The sequence below is a fragment of the Spirosoma aerophilum genome (assembly GCF_054782495.1).
In genome coordinates this window covers 222,808-247,986 of the sequence record NZ_BAAGSJ010000036.1, presented here as the reverse complement: position 1 = coordinate 247,986, position 25,179 = coordinate 222,808, and the positions used below count along the sequence as shown (strand labels likewise).

18 protein-coding genes are annotated in these 25,179 nt (G+C 46.9%); 12 read left to right on the top strand and 6 right to left on the bottom strand.

Annotated elements, in window-relative coordinates; translation table 11 throughout:
- Positions 1-8 precede the first annotated feature (8 nt).
- Positions 9-2,702, top strand: a complete 2,694-nt coding sequence (locus ACYVK4_RS28865) for a TonB-dependent receptor plug domain-containing protein (protein WP_461131054.1) — start codon at positions 9-11, stop codon at positions 2,700-2,702.
- Here ACYVK4_RS28865 and ACYVK4_RS28860 read toward each other — a convergent pair.
- On the bottom strand, positions 2,635-3,405 hold the full coding sequence (locus ACYVK4_RS28860) for a hypothetical protein (RefSeq protein ID WP_461131053.1): 771 nt from the start codon (positions 3,403-3,405) through the stop codon (positions 2,635-2,637). The genes ACYVK4_RS28865 and ACYVK4_RS28860 overlap by 68 nt on opposite strands.
- A 168-nt stretch (positions 3,406-3,573) precedes the next feature.
- Here ACYVK4_RS28860 and ACYVK4_RS28855 point away from each other — a divergent pair, with 168 nt between their 5' ends.
- The 5 genes from ACYVK4_RS28855 (at position 3,574) to ACYVK4_RS28835 (ending at position 13,188) form a co-directional block, all read left to right on the top strand.
- Positions 3,574-6,117 (top strand): hypothetical protein, encoded by a 2,544-nt coding sequence (locus ACYVK4_RS28855; protein WP_461131052.1) that lies wholly within the window; start codon positions 3,574-3,576, stop codon positions 6,115-6,117.
- A 191-nt stretch (positions 6,118-6,308) separates the two neighbouring features.
- Complete coding sequence (locus ACYVK4_RS28850; RefSeq protein ID WP_461131051.1) at positions 6,309-10,028, top strand: ATP-binding protein; 3,720 nt, start codon at positions 6,309-6,311, stop codon at positions 10,026-10,028.
- Between the two features lie 33 nt (positions 10,029-10,061).
- Complete coding sequence (locus ACYVK4_RS28845) at positions 10,062-10,955, top strand: sensor histidine kinase (protein WP_461131050.1); 894 nt, start codon at positions 10,062-10,064, stop codon at positions 10,953-10,955.
- Positions 10,956-10,966: 11 nt separating this feature from the next.
- The gene (locus ACYVK4_RS28840) at positions 10,967-12,151 is read left to right on the top strand and encodes a PP2C family protein-serine/threonine phosphatase (protein ID WP_461131049.1); all 1,185 of its coding nucleotides are present in this window, start codon (positions 10,967-10,969) and stop codon (positions 12,149-12,151) included.
- A 20-nt stretch (positions 12,152-12,171) separates the two neighbouring features.
- Positions 12,172-13,188, top strand: a complete 1,017-nt coding sequence (locus ACYVK4_RS28835; protein WP_461131048.1) for a bestrophin family protein — start codon at positions 12,172-12,174, stop codon at positions 13,186-13,188.
- A 193-nt stretch (positions 13,189-13,381) separates the two neighbouring features.
- Here the strand turns inward: ACYVK4_RS28835 and ACYVK4_RS28830 are convergent, their stop codons facing one another.
- Both ACYVK4_RS28830 and pgeF read right to left on the bottom strand, forming a co-directional pair.
- The gene (locus tag ACYVK4_RS28830; protein ID WP_461131047.1) at positions 13,382-13,624 is read right to left on the bottom strand and encodes a GlsB/YeaQ/YmgE family stress response membrane protein; all 243 of its coding nucleotides are present in this window, start codon (positions 13,622-13,624) and stop codon (positions 13,382-13,384) included.
- 69 nt (positions 13,625-13,693) lie between these two features.
- On the bottom strand, positions 13,694-14,440 hold the full coding sequence (pgeF, locus tag ACYVK4_RS28825) for a peptidoglycan editing factor PgeF (protein WP_461131046.1): 747 nt from the start codon (positions 14,438-14,440) through the stop codon (positions 13,694-13,696).
- A gap of 238 nt (positions 14,441-14,678) precedes the next feature.
- Between pgeF and ACYVK4_RS28820 the strand changes: the two genes are divergently transcribed.
- Positions 14,679-15,086: a T9SS type A sorting domain-containing protein gene (locus ACYVK4_RS28820; RefSeq protein ID WP_461131045.1), complete on the top strand. Its 408-nt coding sequence runs from the start codon at positions 14,679-14,681 to the stop codon at positions 15,084-15,086.
- 74 nt (positions 15,087-15,160) lie between these two features.
- Here ACYVK4_RS28820 and ACYVK4_RS28815 read toward each other — a convergent pair whose 3' ends face one another.
- Positions 15,161-15,379, bottom strand: a complete 219-nt coding sequence (locus ACYVK4_RS28815; RefSeq protein ID WP_461131044.1) for a hypothetical protein — start codon at positions 15,377-15,379, stop codon at positions 15,161-15,163.
- Between the two features lie 79 nt (positions 15,380-15,458).
- Between ACYVK4_RS28815 and ACYVK4_RS28810 the strand changes: the two genes are divergently transcribed.
- From ACYVK4_RS28810 to ACYVK4_RS28800, 3 genes are all read left to right on the top strand, one after another.
- Positions 15,459-17,126: a putative maltokinase gene (locus ACYVK4_RS28810; RefSeq protein WP_461131043.1), complete on the top strand. Its 1,668-nt coding sequence runs from the start codon at positions 15,459-15,461 to the stop codon at positions 17,124-17,126.
- Between the two features lie 215 nt (positions 17,127-17,341).
- A complete protein-coding gene (gene glgB / locus ACYVK4_RS28805) occupies positions 17,342-19,354 on the top strand; it encodes a 1,4-alpha-glucan branching protein GlgB (RefSeq protein ID WP_461131042.1) in 2,013 nt (670 codons plus the stop codon).
- Between the two features lie 141 nt (positions 19,355-19,495).
- Positions 19,496-20,254: a hypothetical protein gene (locus ACYVK4_RS28800; protein WP_461131041.1), complete on the top strand. Its 759-nt coding sequence runs from the start codon at positions 19,496-19,498 to the stop codon at positions 20,252-20,254.
- Between the two features lie 74 nt (positions 20,255-20,328).
- Here the strand turns inward: ACYVK4_RS28800 and ACYVK4_RS28795 are convergent, their stop codons facing one another.
- On the bottom strand, positions 20,329-21,291 hold the full coding sequence (locus ACYVK4_RS28795) for an alpha-E domain-containing protein (protein WP_461131040.1): 963 nt from the start codon (positions 21,289-21,291) through the stop codon (positions 20,329-20,331).
- Positions 21,292-21,540: 249 nt separating this feature from the next.
- Between ACYVK4_RS28795 and ACYVK4_RS28790 the strand changes: the two genes are divergently transcribed.
- Positions 21,541-22,344, top strand: a complete 804-nt coding sequence (locus ACYVK4_RS28790; RefSeq protein WP_461131039.1) for an NIPSNAP family protein — start codon at positions 21,541-21,543, stop codon at positions 22,342-22,344.
- A 55-nt stretch (positions 22,345-22,399) separates the two neighbouring features.
- A complete protein-coding gene (locus ACYVK4_RS28785; RefSeq protein WP_461131038.1) occupies positions 22,400-23,794 on the top strand; it encodes a Gfo/Idh/MocA family protein in 1,395 nt (464 codons plus the stop codon).
- 78 nt (positions 23,795-23,872) lie between these two features.
- On the opposite strand, the gene ACYVK4_RS28780 is transcribed toward ACYVK4_RS28785, so the two are convergent.
- Positions 23,873-25,108: an OmpA family protein gene (locus ACYVK4_RS28780; RefSeq protein ID WP_461131037.1), complete on the bottom strand. Its 1,236-nt coding sequence runs from the start codon at positions 25,106-25,108 to the stop codon at positions 23,873-23,875.
- Positions 25,109-25,179 lie beyond the last annotated feature (71 nt).

Below are 25,179 nucleotides of genomic sequence, written 5' to 3'. Positions count from 1 at the left end.
TGATTTCAATGAAACCAATCGTTTACCTGGTCTGTATAGCCACTTTTCTGGGCGTTGTCGCCACAGCAACATCGGCTATTGCCCAAGGTGGATGTGGGGATTATAAAATTAAAGATGCCCAGGACAACTACGACCGGGCTAACTTCAATGAAGTATTTACCTTACTGAACCCCTGCCTGAAAGATGGGTTCGATACCAAGCAAAAAGTACTTGCCTATAAACTCCTGTCGCTAACCTATCTGGCACTCGATTCGACCCAGTTGGCAAACGACGCTATTACGCAAATGCTTTTACTGAATCCAGCCTACGAACCCGAAGCGGATTTACTCCTTCCTTTTCGGTTTGTTAATATGGTTAACGTAGTCAAGCAGACACAAACGCAGGTTGTACGTGTTACGTCTGTTTCTAAGAAACCGGAGGACCTCTACAAAGCTCCCGCTACGGTCATGGTCGTTACGGATGAAGATATTCGTCAGCGCGGGTATACGGATCTGGAAATTCTGTTCAACGATTTACCCGGCTTCGACCTGTCCCGAACCTACGGCCTTACCTACTCAAACATCTACCAGCGCGGGTATCGCTCGGATAATACCGAGCGGACGCTGTTTATGATCGACGGTATCGAGGAGAATGACCTATGGAGCAACATCGTTTACTGGTCGACGCAGATCCCGATTTCCAACGTAAAACGGGTCGAGATCGTGTATGGCCCGGCATCGACGATATACGGGGCGAATGCATTCCTGGGCGTCGTCAACGTCATTACCAAAACGGCTAAGGAAGTTCTGGGCAACAAACAAACGGCCGTTATTGCCGACATGGGCTACGGGTCTTACAACACCCGCTACGCCGACGTGACAGCCGCAGCCCGAGTGGGCAGTATGGCCATAAGCGTTACCGGCCGGGGTTATTTTTCGAATCTGGAAAACCTGTCGAAGTATTCAGAATATGATTTTAACCCGGACGATTACAACAGCTGGAACTACGGTAAATCGCTCAACTTCAAAGGCGCAGCAGCCGCTCAGAAATATGGTATCACCGGCCCTTACTTCAGAGCCGTTGGCGATTCGGTGCTGCTTACACCCGATGGCCTGGCTGCGGCCCAAAACCTTGATAAACTGGCCCTGCAACAAACGCCAAATGGCAATCCGGTTGGCTATTCCAATGAATTGAAAGCCTATTACCTGAAAGCGAAAATCACCTTCAACGATTTTACGATTGGTTTGCAAACCTGGAACCTGAGCGAAGGCACCCTCAACTCGGCCAATGATAACTCGCGGGCCGGTGCCAAAAACGGGAATATCTGGCGACCCATGCAGAACACGATTTTCGCTGTTTACAACACCGAAATCATAAAAGACAAGCTCTCGATCATTAACACAACGCAGTATCGGGTAACGGAAGTTGGCGACCAGTCGAGGTCCGTAACGCTGCGTAATTACAGTAATCAGGGCCTGACACTGCTAGCCCGAACGGCCAATTCGCCAACCGCCAGCGATTTGGCGAGCGTTCGGTTAGCCTATAACTTGAGCCAGAACATAGCGCCTTACTGGGAAACGCAGTATTTCTATCAACACTCCAACCAGTTCAGAAACGAACTTCGCTTACTGGCAACACCGAGTGACCGGCTCGATCTGGTGGGCGGACTCGAATTCCGAAGCAGCAGTATCCAGGGCGATTACAAAACAATTACCATCAGCAAGACCCTTTCAGCGCCTATTGACACGAGTGCTAAAGACTACGGACGCAGTACGCTTGACAATACAGCGGGCGGCAACCTGTTTGAGTATTTCAACTTTGGTGCATTTTTTCAGGGAACCTACGCCATCAATAACCTGCTGTCCGTAACGCTCGGCGGGCGGTATGACAACGCTAAAATCAGGAAATCGGGTGGCTATGGATCGGAGTTCAACCCGCGTCTTGCGCTTATTTTCACCCCTGGCCGTCTGGCCTTCAAGGCCATTTATGCCAAGGCATTTCAGGATGCATCGAGCCGGGACCGCTACGCCATCAGTTCAACGCGCCAATTATCCAACCCAACGCTAAAGCCCGACCGGATTGATAATTTTGAGCTCGCCATCAATTACGCGCCGTCAAACCGGACACAGGCTGGCATTACTACCTATTACTCCATTTTTTCGAACATTGTTGAAGAAACGTCCGTACCCTTTGGAACAGGCAGAACCCAGCAAAAGCAGAATACCGGAAAGGCGAATGTATTTGGTGTCCAGGCAACAGCCGATTTTCAGCTCAGCAAACGGTTTCAGGTATACGCAAACTATACCTTCACGAATGCAACCCGGGAAGACACCCTAAAGCGCAATGAAACCCAAAGGACAACACTGACGGTGGGCGATATTGCCAAACACCATTTTAATGCAGGCATAAACGGCCGATTCCTGAAAAACCGGCTGACCGCTAACCTGAGAATAAATTTCGTAGGCGACAGACCAGTGGGCCCCGGTACATCCGTACCCACAAATACCTTACAGCCCAACGGCGAATTTCCGGCCTTTTTCCTGGCCAATGGAACGGTAACCTATCAGGTAAATCGAGCGGTCCATGTCCAGCTCATCGGCAACAACCTTTTAAACACCACTTATTTTGATCCGGGAACCCGGTCGGCCAACGGCACTAGTCAATCGTATCGGCTGCCTCAGAAGGGCCTAAATGGAACACTCCGTCTGATGGTTTCTCTATAGAGCATGCTGAAAACAGATCCTGAGGGCCCCAAAAGAAAATTACACGATCACCCTGAACTTCATGGACACCTAACTTTTGGAGAAAAAGCTTTTCAGCCTCCGGTGCTTTGTCAAGATTAACCTGCTCAAAAAGGCTATACCGCTGCGGCAGTGAGGTTGTAAACTTAAAGGGGTGAGCGTCCTCAAAAACACTTATCCCTAATTCACTTTTTAACTGCGTAACAAGATGAGAACCATACTCAGTATAAGAACCATCGGCAAACGGCTCCATGTAATCACACACAGTCCGATAGGCACGTAAAGCATATGGGTTAGATGTAATGGCGTACAGCAGCAGCCGGGAATTAAGTAATTGAATGCGCTGATTAAATTCCTCAGTAGCAAATGCAACCAGCTTTTGAATAATGCGCTGATTACGATACTGAAGATCAGTTACGGCATAGCCATTATAAATAGCTAAAAAAGTTTGATTCCCTACAGTTATCGAACACCGATCCTGATAATTGAACAAAAGCACACCAACAATCTCAGTGTTTATCCGGGCAACAAATGCAATATCATTGACAGCGTATATTCGATTGATGAGCTGGGCGGGATTCACATAACTCTGGCCTACCAACTGAAACATCCTTTTTCTAATTGACTCATCCTGGGTAAAAAGCTGGCCTTCAACAATATCAAACGTAAGAAACAGATTTTCCATTAGGGTGCATGTAGAAAAAAGTATTCACAAAAGTAAAAATTGTAAGTAAAAAAAACACAATTTCAAGTAGATTAAAATGTAAACAGAATTGTATATTACTATGAAATGGAACAAACAAACTAGATAAAGTCATGAACCAGTACGTCGACTAATAAAACACAATAGGAAATGGCAAAAAGTAGCGTAATAATAAACTTATTAAATATACGCCAGGAAGAAAAACCGATGGTTTTCCTCCTATTGGCTTATTCTTTTTGTATTGGAGTTGGTTTATATATTTATTATACGGCTGCTACCACGTTGTTTCTCACAATATTTGATGCCAAAATGTTACCCGTTGCTTATATTACGGGTGGATTCTTTCTTTTTTTTATTGCCAAATTAAATTCGACGATTCAGAAATACATTAATTTTTCCTCTCTTGCTGTACTGTTGGTTACCCTCCTGTCTGTATCTATATTAATTTTATTAGTAAGCTACAGACTAACCGAAAGCAAGTGGATTATTTTTTTACTATACCTGTGGATAAGGGTCAACTTATTTGTATTTAGCTTTACATTTTGGGTATCCGCGTCGAGTATATTTGACTTGGGTCAGGCAAAACGACTCTATAGTTTAATTGGAACAGGAGAAGTGCTTGCCTCTATAACGGCAAATTTTGTTGTTAAAACGCTCATCAGCGGCAAAATTGTACAGGTAGAAACGCTACTTTATATCGCTCTTTGTTTTATCACGCTGTCTATATTCTTAATAAGAAGAATAATAAATAAAAATAAAGAAAAGTTCTTATTTAAAAAGTCTGATACAGTAAACACAGAGAGCAGCATTCCGCTACCGGGCAAAAAATATCCCGTTCTTATGTATTTATTAGGCCTGGTCCCAATAGCCTGCCTGTATATCATTGAGTTTAGCTTTTCTGTCGATAGTAAAAAATATTTCCCGGATAAAGACCAACTAGCCATATTTCTTGGCCAATTTCTCTTTATCTGTTCATTAATAGAAGTACTGGTAAAAGGTATTCTGTTCCGGTTTGTTACAAATACATACGGAATAATGTCTGGATTAATATTAATGCCAATCTCGTTACTGGTAGTTAGTAGCTTATTATTTTTAATGTCAGCATTGAGTGTTAAGATATTCTTTCTGGTATTAATCAGCCGCTTCCTGATCACATCGGTACGGCGGTCCTTCAGCGATACCTCCTACCAACTGCTATACCAGCCAATTCCGCGCCTGGAAAGTATTAAGTTACAAAACCAGGTTGAAACCTATGCCAAACCATTGGGCTATGTTGTGGCGGGCGGCATATTGATTCTGCTGGCAAAAATTGGCTTTTCAAGTACCGTAGCCATCTTTCTATTCTTAATGATTTTCTTAATCATATGGGCAGCATTAGCTTTTATGATGCAGAAAGAGTACACACGAACTTTGTTAAACATTTTATTTTCTACGAAAACAAACCGGGATAAAGAAAGCCGAAAACCCATTGATATTGAACAGGTTACAGAAACAGAAAACTTGTCGGCCATATCATTTGACGCGATAATAAAACTAAGCGAATCGCACCGAAGTAGCGACAGGGAACAAGCGGCCTATCTGCTTGGGCAATCAGGTCGGTACTATGCGTATAAATACATCATTAAACTGTTGGATGATAACGATGTACGTGTGCAAATAGCGGCTATCCGATCTTCCAGACAAATAAAAAGAACCGAGCTGATACCGTATTTAATGACTGGAATTTCCTCACCTCAACTCCAGTTGGAAACGAAGGAAACACTTATCGTAATAGGTGAGCCAATCATCGAACACGTGAATAGTTATTTCAACAGATATGATGGCAAGGCAGATATAATAGCTATCCTGATTGACATTATTGAGACGATCGGTAGCCCCAAAGCAATTCGTTTCTTACGCGCAAAGCTAACCCATTCGTCCAATGAAGTTACTATGCGGGTAATGGAAGCATTGACACGCTTAAATTATACGCCCAACCAGGGTGAAGAGTCTTATCTTATTACGCAGATTGACGCAGAAATAAATGCTTACTTATGGATAGTATCAGCTGAAAATGATTTAAAAGATTCGGTGATAAGAGACAGTTTATTCAATGCCTTAAAAGATGAGCGAAAGAAAAGTATGTTAAAAATACTTACTATACTATCTTTTTTCCGTGGCGATAATCAGTTCAAAAAAATTGAAGAATTAATATACGGATCTTATTCCCAAACGAAAAGCTATCTGGCAGATCTGGTAAGTCTGCTTATAAAATCGGATGAGATAAAAAGTAGAGTGCTGACACTTTTTGAAAATATATCTGACTTCGAAATACTGCTAAAATATGAGAGTCGATATCCACAGCAGAAATTATCAACAGAGAACCGTTTGTTAACTATTATTAATAAGGATAATTTAAATGCCGTGACAAAGGCGCTGGCCCTAAAGGAATTATTGCAATACCATGATGAGAATACTATAAAAATATTAGCAGCCAATGTCAAGACAGAGAACGTTCTGCTTGCCGAAGCAGCTCTTTATGGACTGGCAAAGTCCAATCCCGAACGCTTCAGTGATATTTCGGACTATTTTAAGGCAAAAAACGATCGAAAATACATTGAACTTTGCAAAAAAGTTGCGGCATTTGAAAGTGAAAATGATCTCACCATATCGAATGTAGAGTTTACGGCAGATACGGGTAAACTCGTTACCTAGAAATTGATAATGAATACAGGAAAGCATATAAACTATATACAGTTACATTTACTATGCCGGTATACTATCCTTTTCCGTAATTTGTCCCAGTCAATTAAATGAGAGCGTCTAAAAACGCAATGAAAATGGCTAAGTTTAACACAATACAAAGGCGATCAAAAACAGCTTCAATCTTATTGGGATTGTTTTTTATGTCTATGCTATCTACTTTTTCTGAAGCGCAGTCTTTACGTACACTAAATGAAAGTGGTGAAGCCCTTTTGTCTGTATTCTCGGCCGATCAATACAAAAATCACGACGAAAATTTTGCCATCTCCCAGGACAAAAGAGGACTTTTGTATTTTGGTAACTTTGGTGGAATTCTGGAATACGATGGCATAAGCTGGCGCACCATACCTACAGTAGCTCAAACAAAGGTTTCCGCCTTATACTATAGTCATTCCGGAACCATGTATGTGGGAGCACGAGACGAGTTTGGCTATTTAACGCCGGACAAAACAGGACGCCTTTCGTTCAAGTCGTTAAGTAGCTCCATCACCTCAACGATTGGTGAAATCACTGAAATAATTGAGGTGAACAAGCAACTGTTTTTCATATCCAACAAACAGATTTTCATACTGAATGGCAATGCGATCAATGCTATACCCCTTCATAAACTAGCCCTCTCGGCTCATGCTTCTTCTGAACGAATTCTGATTACCCGAAAAGACAATACCCTGGATGTTTTCGATCTGAAAACCAGAAAAATAACGAACAGTATAAAATCTGAATTAAAAGACATAGTCGATATCGTAGATATTGACAAAGGTGTGAGCTTAGTATTCACACAAACGAGTGGCATTTATAAATTATCAGGAAATACGCTTAGTCGGTTCAATTGCCCGGCAAACACCTTATTAGCAACGAATCCAATAACGACTATTTACGAATTCGATTCAAACACAATTGCCGTATGGTCCACTGAATCAGGGCTGGTTTTTATGACCCATGACGGATCAATTAATCGGATTGTCAGAGAGAAAATTCAGGATAGCCGTATTAATAAGCTCTACAAAGACAAAGATTCGAATGTATGGTTTGCGATGGACAACGGACTGGCACATTTAACCATTAACTCCCCCATTTCGCAGTTTACCAGCTCTGTTTACAACTTTGGCAGCATCAATAATATCATTCGTTTTAAAGGAAAACTGTGCATTGCTACCAATAAGGGACTTTTTTACCTGAACAATGCCCGGTTCATTCCTGTCGAAGGCATCAACATTGGCTGTTGGGCACTATCACCCGTAAACGATAAACTGGTTATTGCCAGCAGTAACGGGGTTTATGTGCTGAATTCGTTAGCAGCTGTAGCCCAACGCGTGAATAAAGAATATAGCTTTTGCCTTACCCGTGATCGTCGGAACCCCAACAGAGTTTTTGTGGGCAATCGGGAAGGGCTGGCTCAGGTCGATGTAACAGGCAGTGTACCTGTGTATCAGCAGTTAGAAAAATATGACGATAACATAACGACGATTACGACCGACGATGAGGGTGATGTCTGGATGGAGAGCATGTCAAAAGGAATATTTAGATACGTGCCCCCAACTCAATCAAGCATCAATTACCATTATACATCACCCAATGGTGAATTAACCAAAGTTGGTAATCACTTACTCAATTCCCATCAGGGTATTATCGTCTATAATGCCAAAGGCGTATTTCAATATAGTAAGTCAGTCGATGCTTTTTTACCTTCTTCATTTCTTAAAACGACATCCTCGGCTACCAGTTTTAAAAACACAAACTGGTATGGCTTAATTATTCAGGACGCCCCTAAAGCTTATTGGGCAACGAGAGGTGATGATAAAGACATCGCCTACTATCGGGATCAGGGCTCATCTATTAAAAAAGACAGCAGCCGTTTCTTGCCATTAGCCAATATATCCATTCGCGCCGTTCATCGGGATAATGACCAGGTCATATGGTTTGGTACGGCCGACGGATTACTCCGTTTTGATCTGGCTTTTAATGAAAAAAGGAAAGGTCCTTTTCAGGCCTACATCCGCAAAATTGCGACGAACGATAGTGTCCTGTTTAATGGATACAGCCAAACAGGGAGCAACATCGAAAAGGCACTGGACGCTACGGGAAATGTCTTACTGAAATCGCAGATTAACGACCTGAAATTTGACTTTTCTGCCACCGATTATTCATCTGGCGACAGATTGGCGTTTAAATATTACTTACAAAATTTTGAAGATACCTGGTCGCCCTGGACAGCACAAAGCAGCAAAGAGTACACGAACCTTGTGCCCGGCGATTACACGTTTCGTGTGAAAGCAAAAAATATCTATGGTGTAGAAAGTAGTGAGTCTACATTCTCATTTACGGTAAACACGCCTACTTACAAACGATGGTGGGCTATCCTTCTATACGTACTGTTGGGAAGTGTGCTTTTATGGACGCTGGCTCGGTGGCGGCTACAAAAAACCAAAAATGAACGCATTAAACTTGAAAATCTGATCAAAGAACGTACCGAAGAAGTTGTCGATCAAAAACAGGAGTTAGAACAGCAGTCTGAAGAACTGGCTGCAAAAAATGACCAGCTGGAAAAGATAGATCTGATTGTTCAATCCATCAATACAGAGGTCGACTTTTCTAATTTATTCCAGACTATCCTCTCTAAATTCAGTGTTATCCGAAATATGGATAACGGGGCCTTTCTGATCTTCGACAAAGCCAGCAACAGCTTCAAATTCAAAGCTTTACGAGGAATACAGGATCTAACCATGTTTGAATCGATCGAATTGAGCAGAGAGCAGGCAGAGAGTCGATATTTAACTGAATCGGTAGAGGTATATGAAGATATTTACTATAAAAATAACTTCACGTTCTCACCATTAAACAATGCAATCGACCACGTCAGCACCCCGAAATCGCTCCTGACCATTGTGATCAAAAACGAAGGGCAGATCGAAGGATTCATCATTCTGGAAAATATTTCCAGATCATTTGCCTTCGATCAGCGGGATATTAACATGATCCGAAATCTCAAAGAGCATTTAATAGCCGCCTATATTAAGACCCGACTGCTTGAGAATTTAGAAAACACATTGAGTGATCTTAAGAACACACAGGATGAATTAATACGGCAGGAAAAACTGGCATCCGTTGGTCAGCTTACAAAAGGGATTGTTGACCGAATATTAAATCCGCTGAACTACGTCAACAACTTCTCCCAATCGTCTGATAGTATAATTGATGAAATTATCGACGTCATTAATCAGCAGGGAGAAACTATTTCTGACGACACCCTTAGTTTCCTTAAAGAAGAGTTGGCTGTCCTGAAAAAAAACCAGGATAAGATTCAGGAGCACAGTAATAGTACAACGCGCATATTGAAAGATATGCAGAAGTTACTTCGTGAAAAATCAAGAGATTTTCTGGAAACAGATCTGAACAGCTTCATCGACAGTAAGGTCAAGACAGTATTTCAGGAAATAAAAACGGACTATAAAGAGTGCACCATAAACCTGGACTTGAACCTGGAAAAAAATCCGATCCGGGCTAAAATCCTGCCGTACGAATTCGGTCAGGTGGTGCATAGTTTAATCAGCAACTCGTACTATGCTCTGTATGAAAAGCAGAAATCAGCCGGCCCGTTCTCGCCTGAAATTCATATAGAAACGCAACTTCTAAGAGGCCAGGTATTGATTCGGTTTCGGGATAATGGAAAAGGAATGCCGAAACTGGAATCGAGCAAAGTTTTCAGTCCTTTTTTTACCACCAAACCCACCTCTAAAGGAACAGGGCTGGGTCTGTTCATGGTAAAAGATATTATTGAAACCCACAAAGGAAAAGTGGAAATCAGATCGGAAGAAGGAGAATTTACCGAAATTTTAGTGACGTTACCCGCCTTAATCAATTAACCATTTTCCACTCGGGATTATAAAACCAGCGGCATGAAAGAGTCTAAAGAAGAAGCAGAACCGGTACGTCTGGCAGAACTAAACGATACCACAGATACAGAGCTGGCCCTACTTCGGGAACGTGTGACCGAGCTGGACAGGCTGGCTTCTATTGGCCAGCTGACGGCGGGGATTCTTCATGAAATCAAGAATCCACTTAATTTCATCACTAATTTCGCCCGCCTTTCCACCGATCTGGCTGCGGAAATCAAAGAGATACTGGCCGAATCTCCCGATCAGCCACACCTCTCCGACATATTGTCTCTGCTAACGATGCTGACGGGTAATATTAACCGAATCCGGGAAAATGGAGAACGGGCGGAGCGGATTATTCTGGGAATGCTCGCTCAAACGCATAATCAATCTGACAACTTTGAGCTTACCGACATCAACCTGCTGCTGGAAGAATTCGCTAAACTGGCTTACCAGGGCATGCGGGCGGGCGACAAAGAGTTTGTCGTATCGCTTTCCTTTCAACTGGACCCGTCTATGGGTAAAATATCCATTGCCCCTTACGAATTCAACCGGGTTATTCTGAATCTGGTTCTCAACGCCTGCTATGCCGTCAATGAGCGACGTAAAAAACAACCGGACGATTATAAACCCGCCATTCTGGTGCTGTCGCGGCACCTGACCGATCACGTCGAAGTGAAGATCCGGGACAATGGAGAAGGCATCCCCGACTCGGTAAAGAGTAATCTCTTCAAACCATTTTTTACGACTAAACCGGTTGGCAAAGGAACAGGGCTTGGGCTTTCGCTCAGCCGCGAAATTATTACAGGCATACACAAGGGATCACTCAGCGTCGACTCAGAAGCTGGCCAGTATACAGAATTCACCATTTCACTGCCGCTAAACCAGGCTATTGAAAAATCTTCAACTCTTTAATCACAACGATAATGACTGTTAAAATACTTAGTGTGGACGACGAGCCGGATATGGAAATGCTCATCACACAGCGATTCAGACGTCAGATCCGCGACAAAAACTTCGAATTTATTTTCGCGACAAATGGCGCCGAAGCACTCGAAAAGCTGGAGCAGAATGAGGATGTTTATTTAGTCCTCTCCGACATCAACATGCCGGAGATGGATGGCTTAACGTTCCTGTCCAAGCTCAACGACAAAAAAATGCCCCACCTCAAAGCCGTGATGGTGTCGGCTTTTAACGACATGGACAACATTCGTACGGCCATGAATCGGGGGGCGTTCGACTTTGTTACCAAGCCCATTAACTTCGACGATCTGGAGATTACGATCAACAAAACGATCGGTCATATCGAGATGCTGGTCAACTCCCAGCATGAACATGATCAACTGGTATCTATTCAGAATGATATCAACATTGCGCAGGAAATCCAGCAGGCTATGCTGCCCAAGGTCTTCCCTCCTTTCCCGAATCGAACGGATTTTGACCTGCATGCCTTTTTGAAAGCAGCTAAACTCGTTGGGGGCGATTTGTTCGATTACTTCCTGATGGACGAAAACAGGTTGTTCTTTATCATTGGTGACGTGTCGGATAAAGGTATTCCAGCTTCGTTGTTCATGGCCATTACAAAAGCCATTTTCAAAAGCCATTTTTCGAACAAGAACTGCGATACGATCACCGAGGAGGTCAGTCGGATCAATTATTTCTTAAGCGCCGACAACCAGTCTATGATGTTTGTCACGGCTTTTGTGGCTATTCTGGACTTAACAACGGGCGTTATTGAGTATGTGGATGCCGGTCACGAACCCCCCATGATTATCAGAAAAAATAATCAGGTCGAAGTTCTGAAGAAAAAAGGCGGGCTGGCCTTGTGCATTGATGGCGACTATCCCTATTCGTCAGGTACGTTCGTGCTGGAGCCCGGCGACACACTTTTTACCTATACCGATGGTGTGCCGGATGCTAACAACAAAACCGGTGAGCGGTTTGGCATGAAACGCATTCAGGAATTCCTGACCGCGCAAACCGCAACGGCCAAGCCTCAGGCCATTAACGATGCCCTGCTTCATGAATTGCAGACATTCATTGGCACGGCGGCTCAATTCGACGATATTACGGCACTTACCCTACACTATGCCGGGCCCGACTCCCAATAACTCTACTCCACACTAAACTCATGAATACTACTAAACGAATGCCACTTCGTATCGAAACGCCCTATGCCTGGCGTGCGATCCTGTTTTTTGCGCTGTATTCTTTTAGTATCTGCGCACTTTATAGCTGGACTGGCTGGACCGTGCTGGCCTTTCCCTTTGTTCCGGTGGCCACAGTTGGTGTGGTGATTGCCATTTATATCGGTATCCGGAATAATTATTTGTTCAAGCGTTTGCTGGAAGGTCGGCGTATCTGGGAAAATCTGGTGAATACCAGCCGGTCATGGGGCATTCAGGTAGTAGATTATATTAATGCCATACATCCGGTAGATGAGCTTTCGACCAATAACCTCTATAGTACCAAGCAGATACTTATTTACCGGCACATTGCCTATTTGAACGCCTTGCGAATACAGCTACAAAGTTACCCCTTCTGGCAACCGCCAAGTAGCCAAGAGATGAACGCGGGCGAAGCACAACCAACGTTTAATCAGGGACAACTGGATAAAGAATTAAGTCTTTTTCTGTATGACGACGAGGTTGAATTTTTCGTTAACCGGCAAAATCCGGCCGCCCAGATCATTAAACGCCAGTCGAAACAGTTAAAGGAGCTGCATATGACTGGCTTGTTGTCTGACAGCCACCATATTGAAATGGAGCGTCTACTAATGGAGCTATACGCCCAGCAGGGTGCGGCCGAATGTATCAAATGGCTATCGTTCCCAAAACGATATGCCTACTTCAGCAATGTATTCCTTAGCTTGTTCGTCGCTGTCCTGCCTTTCAGCTTACTGGCAGAGATGGGAAAAATCAGCAGTTGGCACCTGTGGTTGACCGTTCCACTCTACACCGTTATTGCCTGGATCATTTATACGCTGGAGATCTCGGGCGAAATAAACATGAATCCATTTGACAACAGCTTTAATGATCTGCCCATTGCTACGATCTGCCGTAGTATAGAGATTGATTTACGCGAAATGCTGGGCGAAACAGAACTCCCGCAGCAACTCTACGTTGAGAACGCCGTTGCCTACAAGTGAATAATGTCAGAGATGAAGTAGCGATGCCACGCTTTAAGCCAGGGAAACGTTGCTGGAGGACTTACCTTTATGAATCCAACGAAAACGAAAAAGCCGCCCCATTTTCATCAGGGACGGCTTTTTGCCAATTTATAAGTCTGATTTATTACCCTTACTATTCATTTAAATGAATGAATACACCAGGGAAATCAGTTTATACCGTACGGCGCGAACCTTTAATCAGGGCTGCAATACCCAGAATGATAACCGCACCGACAAAAGCGGTAAGAATTTGATCAACCATTCCGCCATCACGGCCGAAGATCCAGCCGCCTACAAATCCACCGGCAATGCCCAGAAGAATTTCAGCGAACAGCGAAAACGAAAAGCGTTTGAAAACAAGATCAGCCAGCCAGCCGGCTACTGCACCTACAAGAATTGATACCAGGATTCCCATGACGTTTGAGTGTTGAGTATGTAGTATGTTATAAAAACAAGTACATAACTGCCCCCAGGAAACAAATGTTTAATTGTTTATTCCAATAACCGCCAGCATACGTCCGGTTTGCCCACGCTCGGCCCGGTAAGAGAAATACCGGTCGTTGTGAGCAACTGTCGAATAAGGAGAAATATCAATTTGTGGGGTAGGAATACCAAAGGCGGTCAGTAAATGTGCGTTGGCTGCTTTCAAATCGATAAAGCTTTTTCCGGTCTGCTCATCCATGCGCTTGAAGGCCGATGCAAACTGCTCAGCCACTTCCGGCCCAACCTCAAAAGCACAGTCGTCAATACAGGTACCTACGTAAGCAAAGCATTGGTCGGCCGTGGTGCCAAACTGATGCTGCATTCTTTCCAGCGTTCTGGTCACAATGCCTCCCGCCGTTCCGCGCCATCCGGCATGAATTGCCGCTACAGCCTGGTGTTCTCGGTCATAGATGAGAATGGGGACACAGTCGGCAACCGTAACGCCAACGAGCAGGCCCGGCGTATTGGTGATGAGGGCGTCGAAGCCATCGGACCGTCCGGCTTCAGAAGCTACTAACACATCGGTTCCATGAACCTGATGCGAAGAGGCAAAGGACAACCCCTCTGCACCAATTGCCGAAAAGAACCGCCGACGGTTTTCGTCTACATTAGCCGTATCATCAGCCGTATTGATGCCCAGATTAAGGGAAGTAAACGGAGCTGGACTAACGCCCCCATGCCGGGTACTTTCGGCAGCAATAAGCGTCGGGAAAGGGGCAAACAACGCAGGTTTGTAATAAAGCAACATACAGTCAGGCGCAAAAACAATCAGACAATAACATGTCCGGCCCAACAAAATTGCGACCTAAACCTCATCAATCCTAGATACCGTTCCCTCAATCAGCCTGCTTTCTATCCATTCATCAAGGCGAATGACCGTTCCAGTAGTTTGCATTACATAGTACCAACCATAGCCTATATCTTTGTTTCACCAATCGGAAATAATCCGACTAGCTTTAAAACTAAAACACTAAACACATACAAGTATGAAAACCCTCATCAAATCCTTCGCTTTAGCCTTATCACTGGCTGTTGTTGCATCTGCTGCTACATTTGCTGCCCCTACTGAAGCCAACCCGATCGGTCGCCCAGCCAAAGTAGCCACGTACAAAACCGGTGTTTATTCGACAGTGACCGGCAAACTCAACGTCGCGCTGGACAAGTCGGCGGGTGGTCGTGTCGATATTCGTCTGAAGGATACAACCGGAAAAGTCCTGTTCGCGCAATACCTGGGCAAGAAAGAACAGGTCTGCCGCCTTCAATTGAATCTGAGTGATCTGGAAGATGGTGTTTATACCCTGGAAATTACCAACGGTGTTGAAACGACCACTCAGAGCGTAACGATTGCCACCAAACAACCCACCTTGTCGAACCGGGTCGTTGCCCTCAACTAGTATAAAACTGCCAGTTACTTTAGCGTAAGAAAAAACCTCCCCTGTCGAACAGGGGAGGTTTTTTCTTGTTAAGACTAGGCGGTGTTGCCGGACAAAGCATCCAATGCCTGCCAAACCCGGCCCGTCGCTGATCCGTAATGAATGGTTATCGTTAACAGACCTCCAGTCTTCTCATCCGCCCCGGAACGCATTACCCCGGAACGCCAGACGACAAAGGGCTGACGGATGTTCTGAAGGTGCATTTTCCTACCAATCGGGAAGGCCGAAGTAACCTGTTTTACGCGTGTTGCCAATTATTTTTTTGTTGTATATTCAAGAAATTTTTGGCTTGTACCGATCGATTTTCTTTTCTGACGTACCGGCTTTTTATCTATGCTCACGACCCAACCTCTTCCTCTCCCTACTTCCTGGCACGACGCGGCCTCTGATGCCCGCTTCTGGCAAACACTCGCTCAAACAGTACTGCCTCCCTACGTAAATACCTGCCGCTGGTTTGCCGGAAAAGCACGCCAGCAAACCGGTTTTACCGTGCAGACAGTACACACACTGCCGCTGGCTGACGGCGACGTGGCTTATCTGCTCATTCTGGATGTTTCCTATGCCGACGACAGGCACGAAAGCTACCTGCTGCCCGTGTCGTTCCTGGCCGACAGTACCGCCCATACCCTACCCTTCAAGGTAGCCGACATTCCGGACAAAGGGCGCATCGGTGAAGTAACGCCCGGCCATCAGACTGGCCTTTTGATCGATGCTATTTACGACGAACGGTTCCGGCATGCCCTCTTCTCCGCCATCTATAAAAACGAGACAGTGCCTCAACCTGACGGAAGTTTGACCTTCCTGCGGGGAAAAGGACTGGATGAAGGCGATGAAGCCCTTTCCTCGCACGTATTACCCGTCGACTCCAGCAATTCGGCGATGGTTTTCGGGGATAAATATTTTCTTAAGCTTTACCGGAAACTGTTCCAGGAAACCAATCCGGAAGTCGATATGGTCGCTTTCCTGACGGACGAGAGTGACTTTGGGCATATTCCGGCCTTTGGCGGAAGCATCGTCTGGACGGGCGATCAACGCCCGGATATTACATTGGGCATGGTGCAGCGGATGGTGCCGAATGACAAAGATTCGTGGATGCAGACGGGCGACTACCTGAACGACTTCCTGTATGCCGTTCCCCAGCGTTTGTTTGCCATTCGGGAAGATGTGTTCGACAAAGTTGAACTGCTGGGCCGTCGAACCGGCGAGATGCACTGTGCGCTCTACAAACCTTCCCGTCCGAATGCCCCAACCGACCCCGCTTTCGCACCTGAACCCTTTACGGATGAATACCGGGAATTTATCATCAAGCGGTTTGAAGACTTGTTGGAACGGCGCTATGCCCTGCTCATCGACAACTATACCAAACTCGACATTCAGGCCCAGCGGCTGGCGTGGGTGTTTATGGAAGCAAAGGAAATGATCGAAGCTTTCATTGCCGACTTTCGTACGCGCCCCATCGAATCGCTCCGCATCCGCATCCACGGCGATTACCACCTCGGCCAGGTCCTGGCGACAGAGCACGATTTCGTCATCATCGATTTCGAAGGGGAGCCCGAGAGCAGCATAACCGACCGCAAGATAAAACACTCTCCCCTTAAGGATGTGGCAGGCATGATTCGGTCGTACCATTACGCAGTCTCTGCCAAATTATTCAACTCCGTCGAAACGGATGCCCTCAACCCCGATCACCTGCAGCGGGTATCAGATCGTTGGTTCTACCTCATCCGGGATACATTTTTAAATGCGTATCTCGATGTGTTTGGCACGCCACACCCCATGTTCAAAAACAATAGCGAAATCAATTTTCTGCTCCTCATCTACCTGCTCGAAAAAGCGGTCTATGAACTGGGCTATGAAATCAGCTATCGGCCCGCCTGGGTCAAAATTCCCCTGAAAGGCATTATCGACGTGGTTCGTGAAATCGAGAAGATTCGATTGAGCGATGGTAAACCTGCTTATCATGTGGCCATGCTGCAAACCGGTCTACTAAACACAAAATAAGGCTGGCATCATCAATTAACCAGGCAAAAAAACTGGCCGACTTGATGAACGCCAGCCGCTGGAATACCTGGAAAGAATGCCAACAGCGTCCTGTTGACACAGTAATCGGAGCATTCATAAAATCAATTGAATTCATATTTGTGTAGAACGGGAAGGTTTTTTTTAACTTTCCGCTCCTGAATACGTTCAACAACGTATCTATTTAGTTCCAACCAATGGCAAAACGCAAGACTCCTACACCTTCGGAAAAAACCGAGCAAACGGTGCAATCGACTTTACCCCAAGAAGTTACAACGACATCGGCCCCAACGGAGAACCCATCCTCACAGGATGGCATTTACTCCCGCTTTACTGACTTCGACATTTATTTGTTCCGGGCCGGTAAGCACCTGAAGCTGTATGAAAAATTCGGCTCTCACGTTGTTGAGCACAATGGGGTTATTGGCACCTATTTCGCCGTGTGGGCTCCCTCGGCCCGCTACGTTTCTGTTATTGGGAACTTCAACGGCTGGGATAAAGGCAGCCACTCCATGAACGTCCGCTGGGATTCGTCGGGCATATGGGAGTTGTTCATTCCCCATACCGGCCGGGGTGAAGCCTATAAATATTACATCGTCAACCAGAACGGTCGGGAGGTTGAAAAGGGCGACCCCTACGCGCACTGGTGGGAGCTGCCTCCCAAAACGGCTTCGGTTATCTGGGATACTTACCACGAGTGGCAGGATCAGGAATGGATGGCGACCCGGAAGGAAAAAAACTCGCTCAACGCCCCCATCTCCGTCTATGAGATGCACATGTCCTCCTGGCGACGTGACCCCGGCAACCCCGACCGCGAACTGACATATGGTGAAATTGCCAATGCGCTGGTGCCGTATCTGCAGGATATGGGCTTCACGCACGTTGAGTTTATGCCGGTTATGCAGTATCCCTACGAGCCTTCCTGGGGGTATCAGATTACGGGCTATTATGCACCCAGCAGCCGTTTTGGTACGCCACAGGAGTTCATGCAGATGATCGAACGCCTGCACCAGGCGGGTATCGGTGTACTGCTGGACTGGGTACCCTCCCATTTTCCGGGCGATGCACACGGACTCTATGAGTTCGATGGGTCGCACCTCTACGAACACCCCGATCCACGGAAAGGGTATCACCCTGACTGGAAGAGCTACATTTTTAACTACAGCCGCCCTGAGGTTCGATCCTTTTTGTTGAGCAATGCCCTCTTCTGGCTCGATCGCTGCCATGTTGATGGGTTGCGCGTTGATGCTGTTGCCTCCATGCTCTATCTGGATTACTCACGCAATGCGGGCGAGTGGGAGCCCAACGTCTTTGGCGGACGGGAGAACCTGGAAGTTATTTCGCTCATCAAGGAGTTGAACGAAGCTGTTTACCGCGAATTCCCCGATACACAAACCATTGCCGAAGAGTCGACGGCTTTTCCGGGTGTGTCAAGGCCGGTTTTCATGGGCGGTCTGGGCTTCGGCATGAAGTGGATGATGGGCTGGATGAACGATACGTTACGCTATTTCCAGCGCGATCCGGCTTTCCGAAAATTCCATCAGGATGAGCTCACGTTCAGTACGGTATATGCTTTTACCGAAAACTTCATGTTGCCCCTTTCGCACGATGAAGTGGTGTATGGCAAGAAATCGCTGATCAATAAAATGCCGGGTGATGAGTGGCAGCGCTTTGCCAACCTGCGGCTGTTGTTCTCCTATATGTTTACCCACCCGGGCACCAAACTGATGTTTATGGGTGGTGAATTTGCTCAGACAGCGGAGTGGAAATACGAAACGAGTCTGGATTGGCACTTGCTTGAATTTGCTCCCCACAAAGGTATAGCCGCCTGCGTGAAAGCCCTGAACAAGCTCTACAGAACCGAACCAGCGATGTATGAGCGCAGTTTCACCGCCGACGGATTTGAGTGGATCGACACCTCCGATCGGGAAAACAGCGTGATCACCTACATTCGCAAAGGGGGTCGCTATGAAGATACCTTACTGATTGTGCTGAATATGACGCCCATTCCGCGTTCTGATTACCGGATTGGTGTATCAGCGCCGGGCTCGTACCAGGAGATTTTCAACAGCGATGCCATCGAATTCTACGGTAGTGGGGTCTCTAATGGATCGCCTATTTCGAGCGAAGACCAGGGTTGGAACGGCCGGCCGCAGTCAATTAGACTAAACATACCGCCCCTGGGCGCGGTTGTTCTAAAAATGGTTTAAGGCGATTCGTGGTGTCAACAAAAACAGCAAGTCGGATTGGTTCAACCTAATCCGACTTGCTGTTTTTGTGTCTAATAGATTAAAAAAGATACATAACCACTCCCTTATCTATATTTGCCAAAATAACAGCCCACATGTCTGATGAAGAAATTACTTTGCCTTGTACTGTCTCTATTTCCTTTTTTCGCAATTGCCCAATCGCCGGTATCGGCTCGTCTCAGCAGTGGGTACGACATAGGCATGGCCTATTCAAAAAATAACTACAACCCCTCTCTGGCTTATTATCAACTCATCAATCTGGGTGAACGGAAGGTTTTCTCCCTCGGCTGGACAGCCCGCCTGGGTGCTTTCTACGGCGACAACATCAATTATTACACAGCCCCGGCCCGCCTGACGCGCGGTAAAACGGGACTCAATGCCCTGTCTGAGCCTCTACTGGTCCAGAACATAGATACCGTCCGGTATGATTACGTAACGATGACCTCCCTGAATGTGGGGATCCGGGCGCAGGTTAATTTAGGAATAGTGGAAATTGGCGCCAGTGCCGACTTGCTGGGATTAACTTTTGGGAAGTCAAGAACGGGACGTTATCAGTCATCGACCGGCCAGTTCATGGGAGCGGATTCCAGCGCGTCTTACTATCAGGGAGCCAACACTTTCCAGAAATCCCGTCCCAGCCTCCTGAATGCCCGACTGCTTGGCGATAATAATCGGGGTACCCTTTCCAGCGAAGTGTATGCGCGGGTCAGGATCAGCCAGCGCCTTGGAATTAAGGCGGGTTATCAATGGCTCATCACAGAAACGACGGTATCAAACCGCGATATTATTGCCGATAATAATCGCTTCCGCAACCGCGCGAATATGGCCTACCTGGCCGTCACAATCCCGGTCTTCAATTAAGAATGCCGGACTGAGTGACTGTGAGAATAGCTAACAGCGAATCCATCCACTCATTCCGGCATCATCACTCTTAGTTACACCTCTATCGGCTTCAGATCGAAGTAGGTCTCGAAGATTTTGCTTCCGATCTCGTTCGTCCGTGTCTGGAAGTTATCGAGATACTGGTGCAACCCCATTTTAAAGATATCGCTGGTTTCGGTGAATTCGATTTCGGTTCGGAGCTTGGACAGGGAGCGCTCCGCCATATTGCCGAAACCATGAGCGATGTTGTTCCCCGAAATTTCATACAGCGACAATTCCGCCTGTCGAATGCAATGGGCTACCGCGCGCGGAAACATCCGGTCCAGGATAAGAAACTCCACAATGCTTGCCGGCGACAGCGACCGATACTGCTGGCGATGCATGTTATACGCACTGACAGATTTGAGCACTGCCGACCAGATCATCAGATCGATGGTCGACCCGACAGCCTCTATCTCAGGCAGCAACGTAAAATATTTAACGTCCAGAAAACGGGATGTTTTATCGGCCCGCTCCAGAAAGCGACCTAAGCGGCCAAAATGCCAGGCTTCGTTCCGGGTGATGGTGGCGTCGATGATGCCATAAAAAAGCTGGGTGCTGTTACGGATCTCCGTAAAGAAATTCTGCGTCTGTATCTCTTCCCACTGCTGCTTGGGTGATGTATCGCGCACCATCAGGTAAAACTGGTTCAGGTGCTCCCACATCTCCTTCGAGATCACCTCGCGTATTGTCCGGGCGTTTTCACGTGCGTAGCTCAGGGAGGTAACAATAGAGTTCGGATTACGCTTGTCGAAGGTCATAAAATGAATGACATTCTCCCGCGTAGGCTCCTCATAATATTTTATAAACAGATCATGATCGGCCGTTGCAATGAGCAACGGCTCCCACTGCTGATCGACATTGGGCGGCAAATCGAGGGCAAGATTGAAGTTAACACTCATGAAACGAGCATAGTTTTCAGCCCGCTCAATGTATCGATGCATCCAGTAAACAGAATTGGCAACGCGACTCAGCATAACGTATAAAATTGGGAAAAAACGGTGGATGACCAACAAAAATAAGGTTTTTCAATAGTTTAGCAACAATACTTAACCATTAATTACCCAATCAAAAAATGATCACATGGTAAGATCAGCAAATTATTTGCTTAACGATTCACCTTACAATCGAATAAAAACAAGGTAGTTCATCCTTGGCGAGGTTAGAAAAATACCCTCGATCACTTCTGTACATAGAACGCCTTATCATTACGTTTCTGCAATATTATGACAGACAAATTGTATTCACTACTCTTGTTTAGCCTGCTGCTTGGCACGGCTACCTTTGCTATGCCTGAACCCGGCCCATCGAACCCCAAAAAGACGGAAGCCCCAGCGCCCAGCTCGAAATTTTACGAGGTCAGAATCTATTACCCAACTCCCGGCAAATACGCCGAAATCGTTGACCGTTTTCGCCAGTATACAACCAAGATCTTTGAAAAGCACGGCATGGAAAATATCGGTTACTGGACACCGACCGATACCGCCCGTAAAGAATTGATCTACATTCTGGCCTACCCCAGCCGCGAAGCCCGGGATGCCTCCTGGAAAGCTTTCGGCAGCGATCCCGAATGGAAAGCAGTGGTCGCCAAAACCGAGGCCAATGGGAAACTGGTCGATCATGTCGATCAGATTTTCATGACCGATGCTGACTTTTCCCCCAAACTCAAGCTAAGCCAGAAATCGCCGGAGCGGACTTTCGAATTACGCACCTACACATGCACGCCCGGCAAACTGCCTAACCTGCTGTCACGCTTCCGCGATCACACAATGAAGCTGTTCAGCAAGCACGGCATGACGAATGTGGCCTACTGGGTGACGCAGGAGAAAGATCCGTCGGCGCAGTCCAAACTGGTTTACATACTGGCGCACCCCAGCGAAGCCGAAGGAAAAGCTCATTTTGACGAGTTCCGGAAAGACCCCAAATGGATCGCCGTGAAAGATGCATCGGAGAAAGAAGCAGGCGGCTCACTGACCACCAAAGTTGAGTCGGTCTACATGAAACCAACGGATTATTCGCCTATTAAATAACTCGGCTGAACAACGCCTTTTGACAATCGGTTTCACGACGTAAACAAACAACGTTATGAAACCGATTGATCGTTTAGTGACCAGCTTACTCGGCACTCCGGCGCTTTCTACCCTGTCGCGGCAGGATTTCCTTCAACTTACCGGCCGGACGCTGGCCGTTGGTGCTCTGGGCACTACGCTGGCTTCCTGCGAGAAGAAGCCGGAAGCCGGCAATACCCCCGTTGAAACAGCAAGCACCCCCGGCGGACCCGTTCCCAAACTGCCGGCGACCTCCCCTCCTGCCGAAATACCGGCTGACTCCACCAAACCCATTGAGCTGGAGCAGATCAAAGCCAAAACGGAACAGCAGGAAGGCCCAACCCCCACTCCACTCGCCAACGACCAGCGTGTGGGCTATGCCCTGGTTGGGCTGGGTCACCTGACTCTCAACCAGATTTTGCCCGCATTTGGTGCCTGTACCCAATCGAAAGTGGTCGCGCTGGTGAGTGGCAGCCCGGAGAAAATGCAAAAGGTAGCCGCTCAATACGGTATCAAAGAGTCTAGCTGTTATAGCTACGCTGACTACGATAAGCTTAAAGACAACAAAGAGGTGCAGGCTATTTATATAGTGCTGCCCAATGGCATGCACGCCGAATATACCGTTCGGGGAGCGCAGGCAGGCAAGCACATTCTTTGTGAGAAGCCAATGGCCAATACGGCAGAAGAATGTCAGGCCATGATCGACGCGTGCAAAAAAGCGGATCGTAAGCTGATGATCGCCTACCGGATTCAGTATGAACCCCACAACAAAATGGTGCGCGATATGGTCCAGACGGAGAAGTTCGGTAAGGTGAAAAGTATCATTGCCAACAACGGTCAAAACTCCGATAACCCGAAACACTGGCGGTTTAACAAAGCGCTGGCCGGGGGCGGCTCCCTACCCGACGTTGGGCTGTATTGCCTGAATACGATTCGGTTTGTGCTGGGCGAAGAGCCAACCGAAGTGATGGGGTATGTTCACAGCACCCCTAATGATCCTCGCTTCAAAGAGGTTGAAGAGCAGGTCAACTGGCTGATGAAGTTCCCTAGTGGTGTGCAGGCCAGTTGCGCCACCAGCTACGGTCACCATGATGATAAAAGTTATCGTGTACTGGCCGATACAGGCTGGATAAAGATGGACCCGGCTTTCCCGTATACCGGCCTTCAGTTGGAGACGAGCCAGGCGCAGGGTACCGAAAACCAGATCATTCAGCACAAGATTGCCGACAAAGATCACTTCACCACCGAGATGGACCACTTCTCGGAGTGCATTCGGGAAAACAAAATGCCGTTTACACCGGGCGAAGAAGGGCTGCAGGATCAGAAAATCATGGAAGCCATTTACCAGTCGGCGCGCGAGGGAAAACCCGTTAAGCTGCCAGCTGTAAACAAAAAAGATGCGTTTAGGGGGCCGGAGCCGAAGACTGCCTAAACCACCGGGCGATTTTTACCAGATTAAAAGGATTTTCCTGATTACTGACAGCTTGATGGACAAGCTTGTTTATTCCTTTTAATCTGGTAAAAATCCCGGTACAAATTCCACCCGCCGGTTCTTCTTCCGGTTCTCTTCATTATTATTTGGCGCGATGGGGTCAATCGGTCCCCGGCCAACAGCCCTTAAGCGGCTTTTGGCGATTCCTTTACCGGCGAGATAATCGACGACGGCCAGACAGCGGTCGCGGGAGAGTTTTACGTTTAAATCAAAATCGCCCTGGTTATCGGTATGGCCGCGTATTTCGATTTGTAACGACGGGTTTTCTACCAGGGTCGCATACAATTGGTCGAGTTCAGGAAAAGATTCGGGGCGGAGCGTTGGTGAACTTTGGTCGAAGTAAATGTTGGCCAGTTGAATCGCTTTCCCTTTTTCGAGGGGGCCAAAGGACTTTTTAACTACGGGTGGGGGGGCTGGTGCGGCCGGAGCAACCACCGGAGCCCGGAGAACAGGTTCGGCCATCGGCGGGACTTGAGATCTCGTATTGGCCACAACGCGAACTTCAGGCAACGGTTGCGGCTTGACGGTTTTCGGCTTTGGCAAGGCGGTCAGAATAAAACGCGCTTCATTCTGCAAACTATCCAGCTTTATCGGCTTCACGAAATCCGCATACCCCTTAGCTGTGCTGCTTAATATATACGTCCCTTTGCCCGGCAGTTCTACCTTCGACAAACCCGTCGTCGCATCGGGAGTGAGTGTAATGGATGTACTCCCGCTGGTCTTGCTGCTAATGGTGAAGCGGGCATCGGGAATGATCATGTTGGTGCCTCTGTCCACAGCCGAAACCGTCAGGCCAATCGTCATCCGATCCAGCTCAGCATCGAACTCGAATCGATTTCCCTGGGGCGACAGGGTAATGTCCATGGTACGCTGGGCAGGCTTATACCCCGGTGCACTTACCTCAATAAACAGATTGTCAGCCTTCTCAAATACCCGGGTAAGCTGCCCATTGGCAATATCAATACGTTCTGATCGATTGGTAACGCGTGACGTCATAACGGCATAAGCCGATGCCAGCGGTTTACTGATATCTCCCGCAAAGACTTTGATCGTCAAAAGACTCGGTTTATTCTTTCGGGCAGAATCTGCCGACCTGGGCGTTGCCAGAACAGCTTTATACTTCCCCCCTGAAGCTTTTATGCGTGAGTAATCAATAGCCTGACCTCGCACCAGACCGCACCCAACGAGCAGGAACCATACGACGAACGTTCGTACTGTGGTTCCTGCCCGTTGGTTCATAAACTGCCTACTCATTTGCGGCCCTGATTAGTGCTGTTCACCTTTCTTTATCCACTATCCTACTCCCGCTTCGACCGCCAATGATA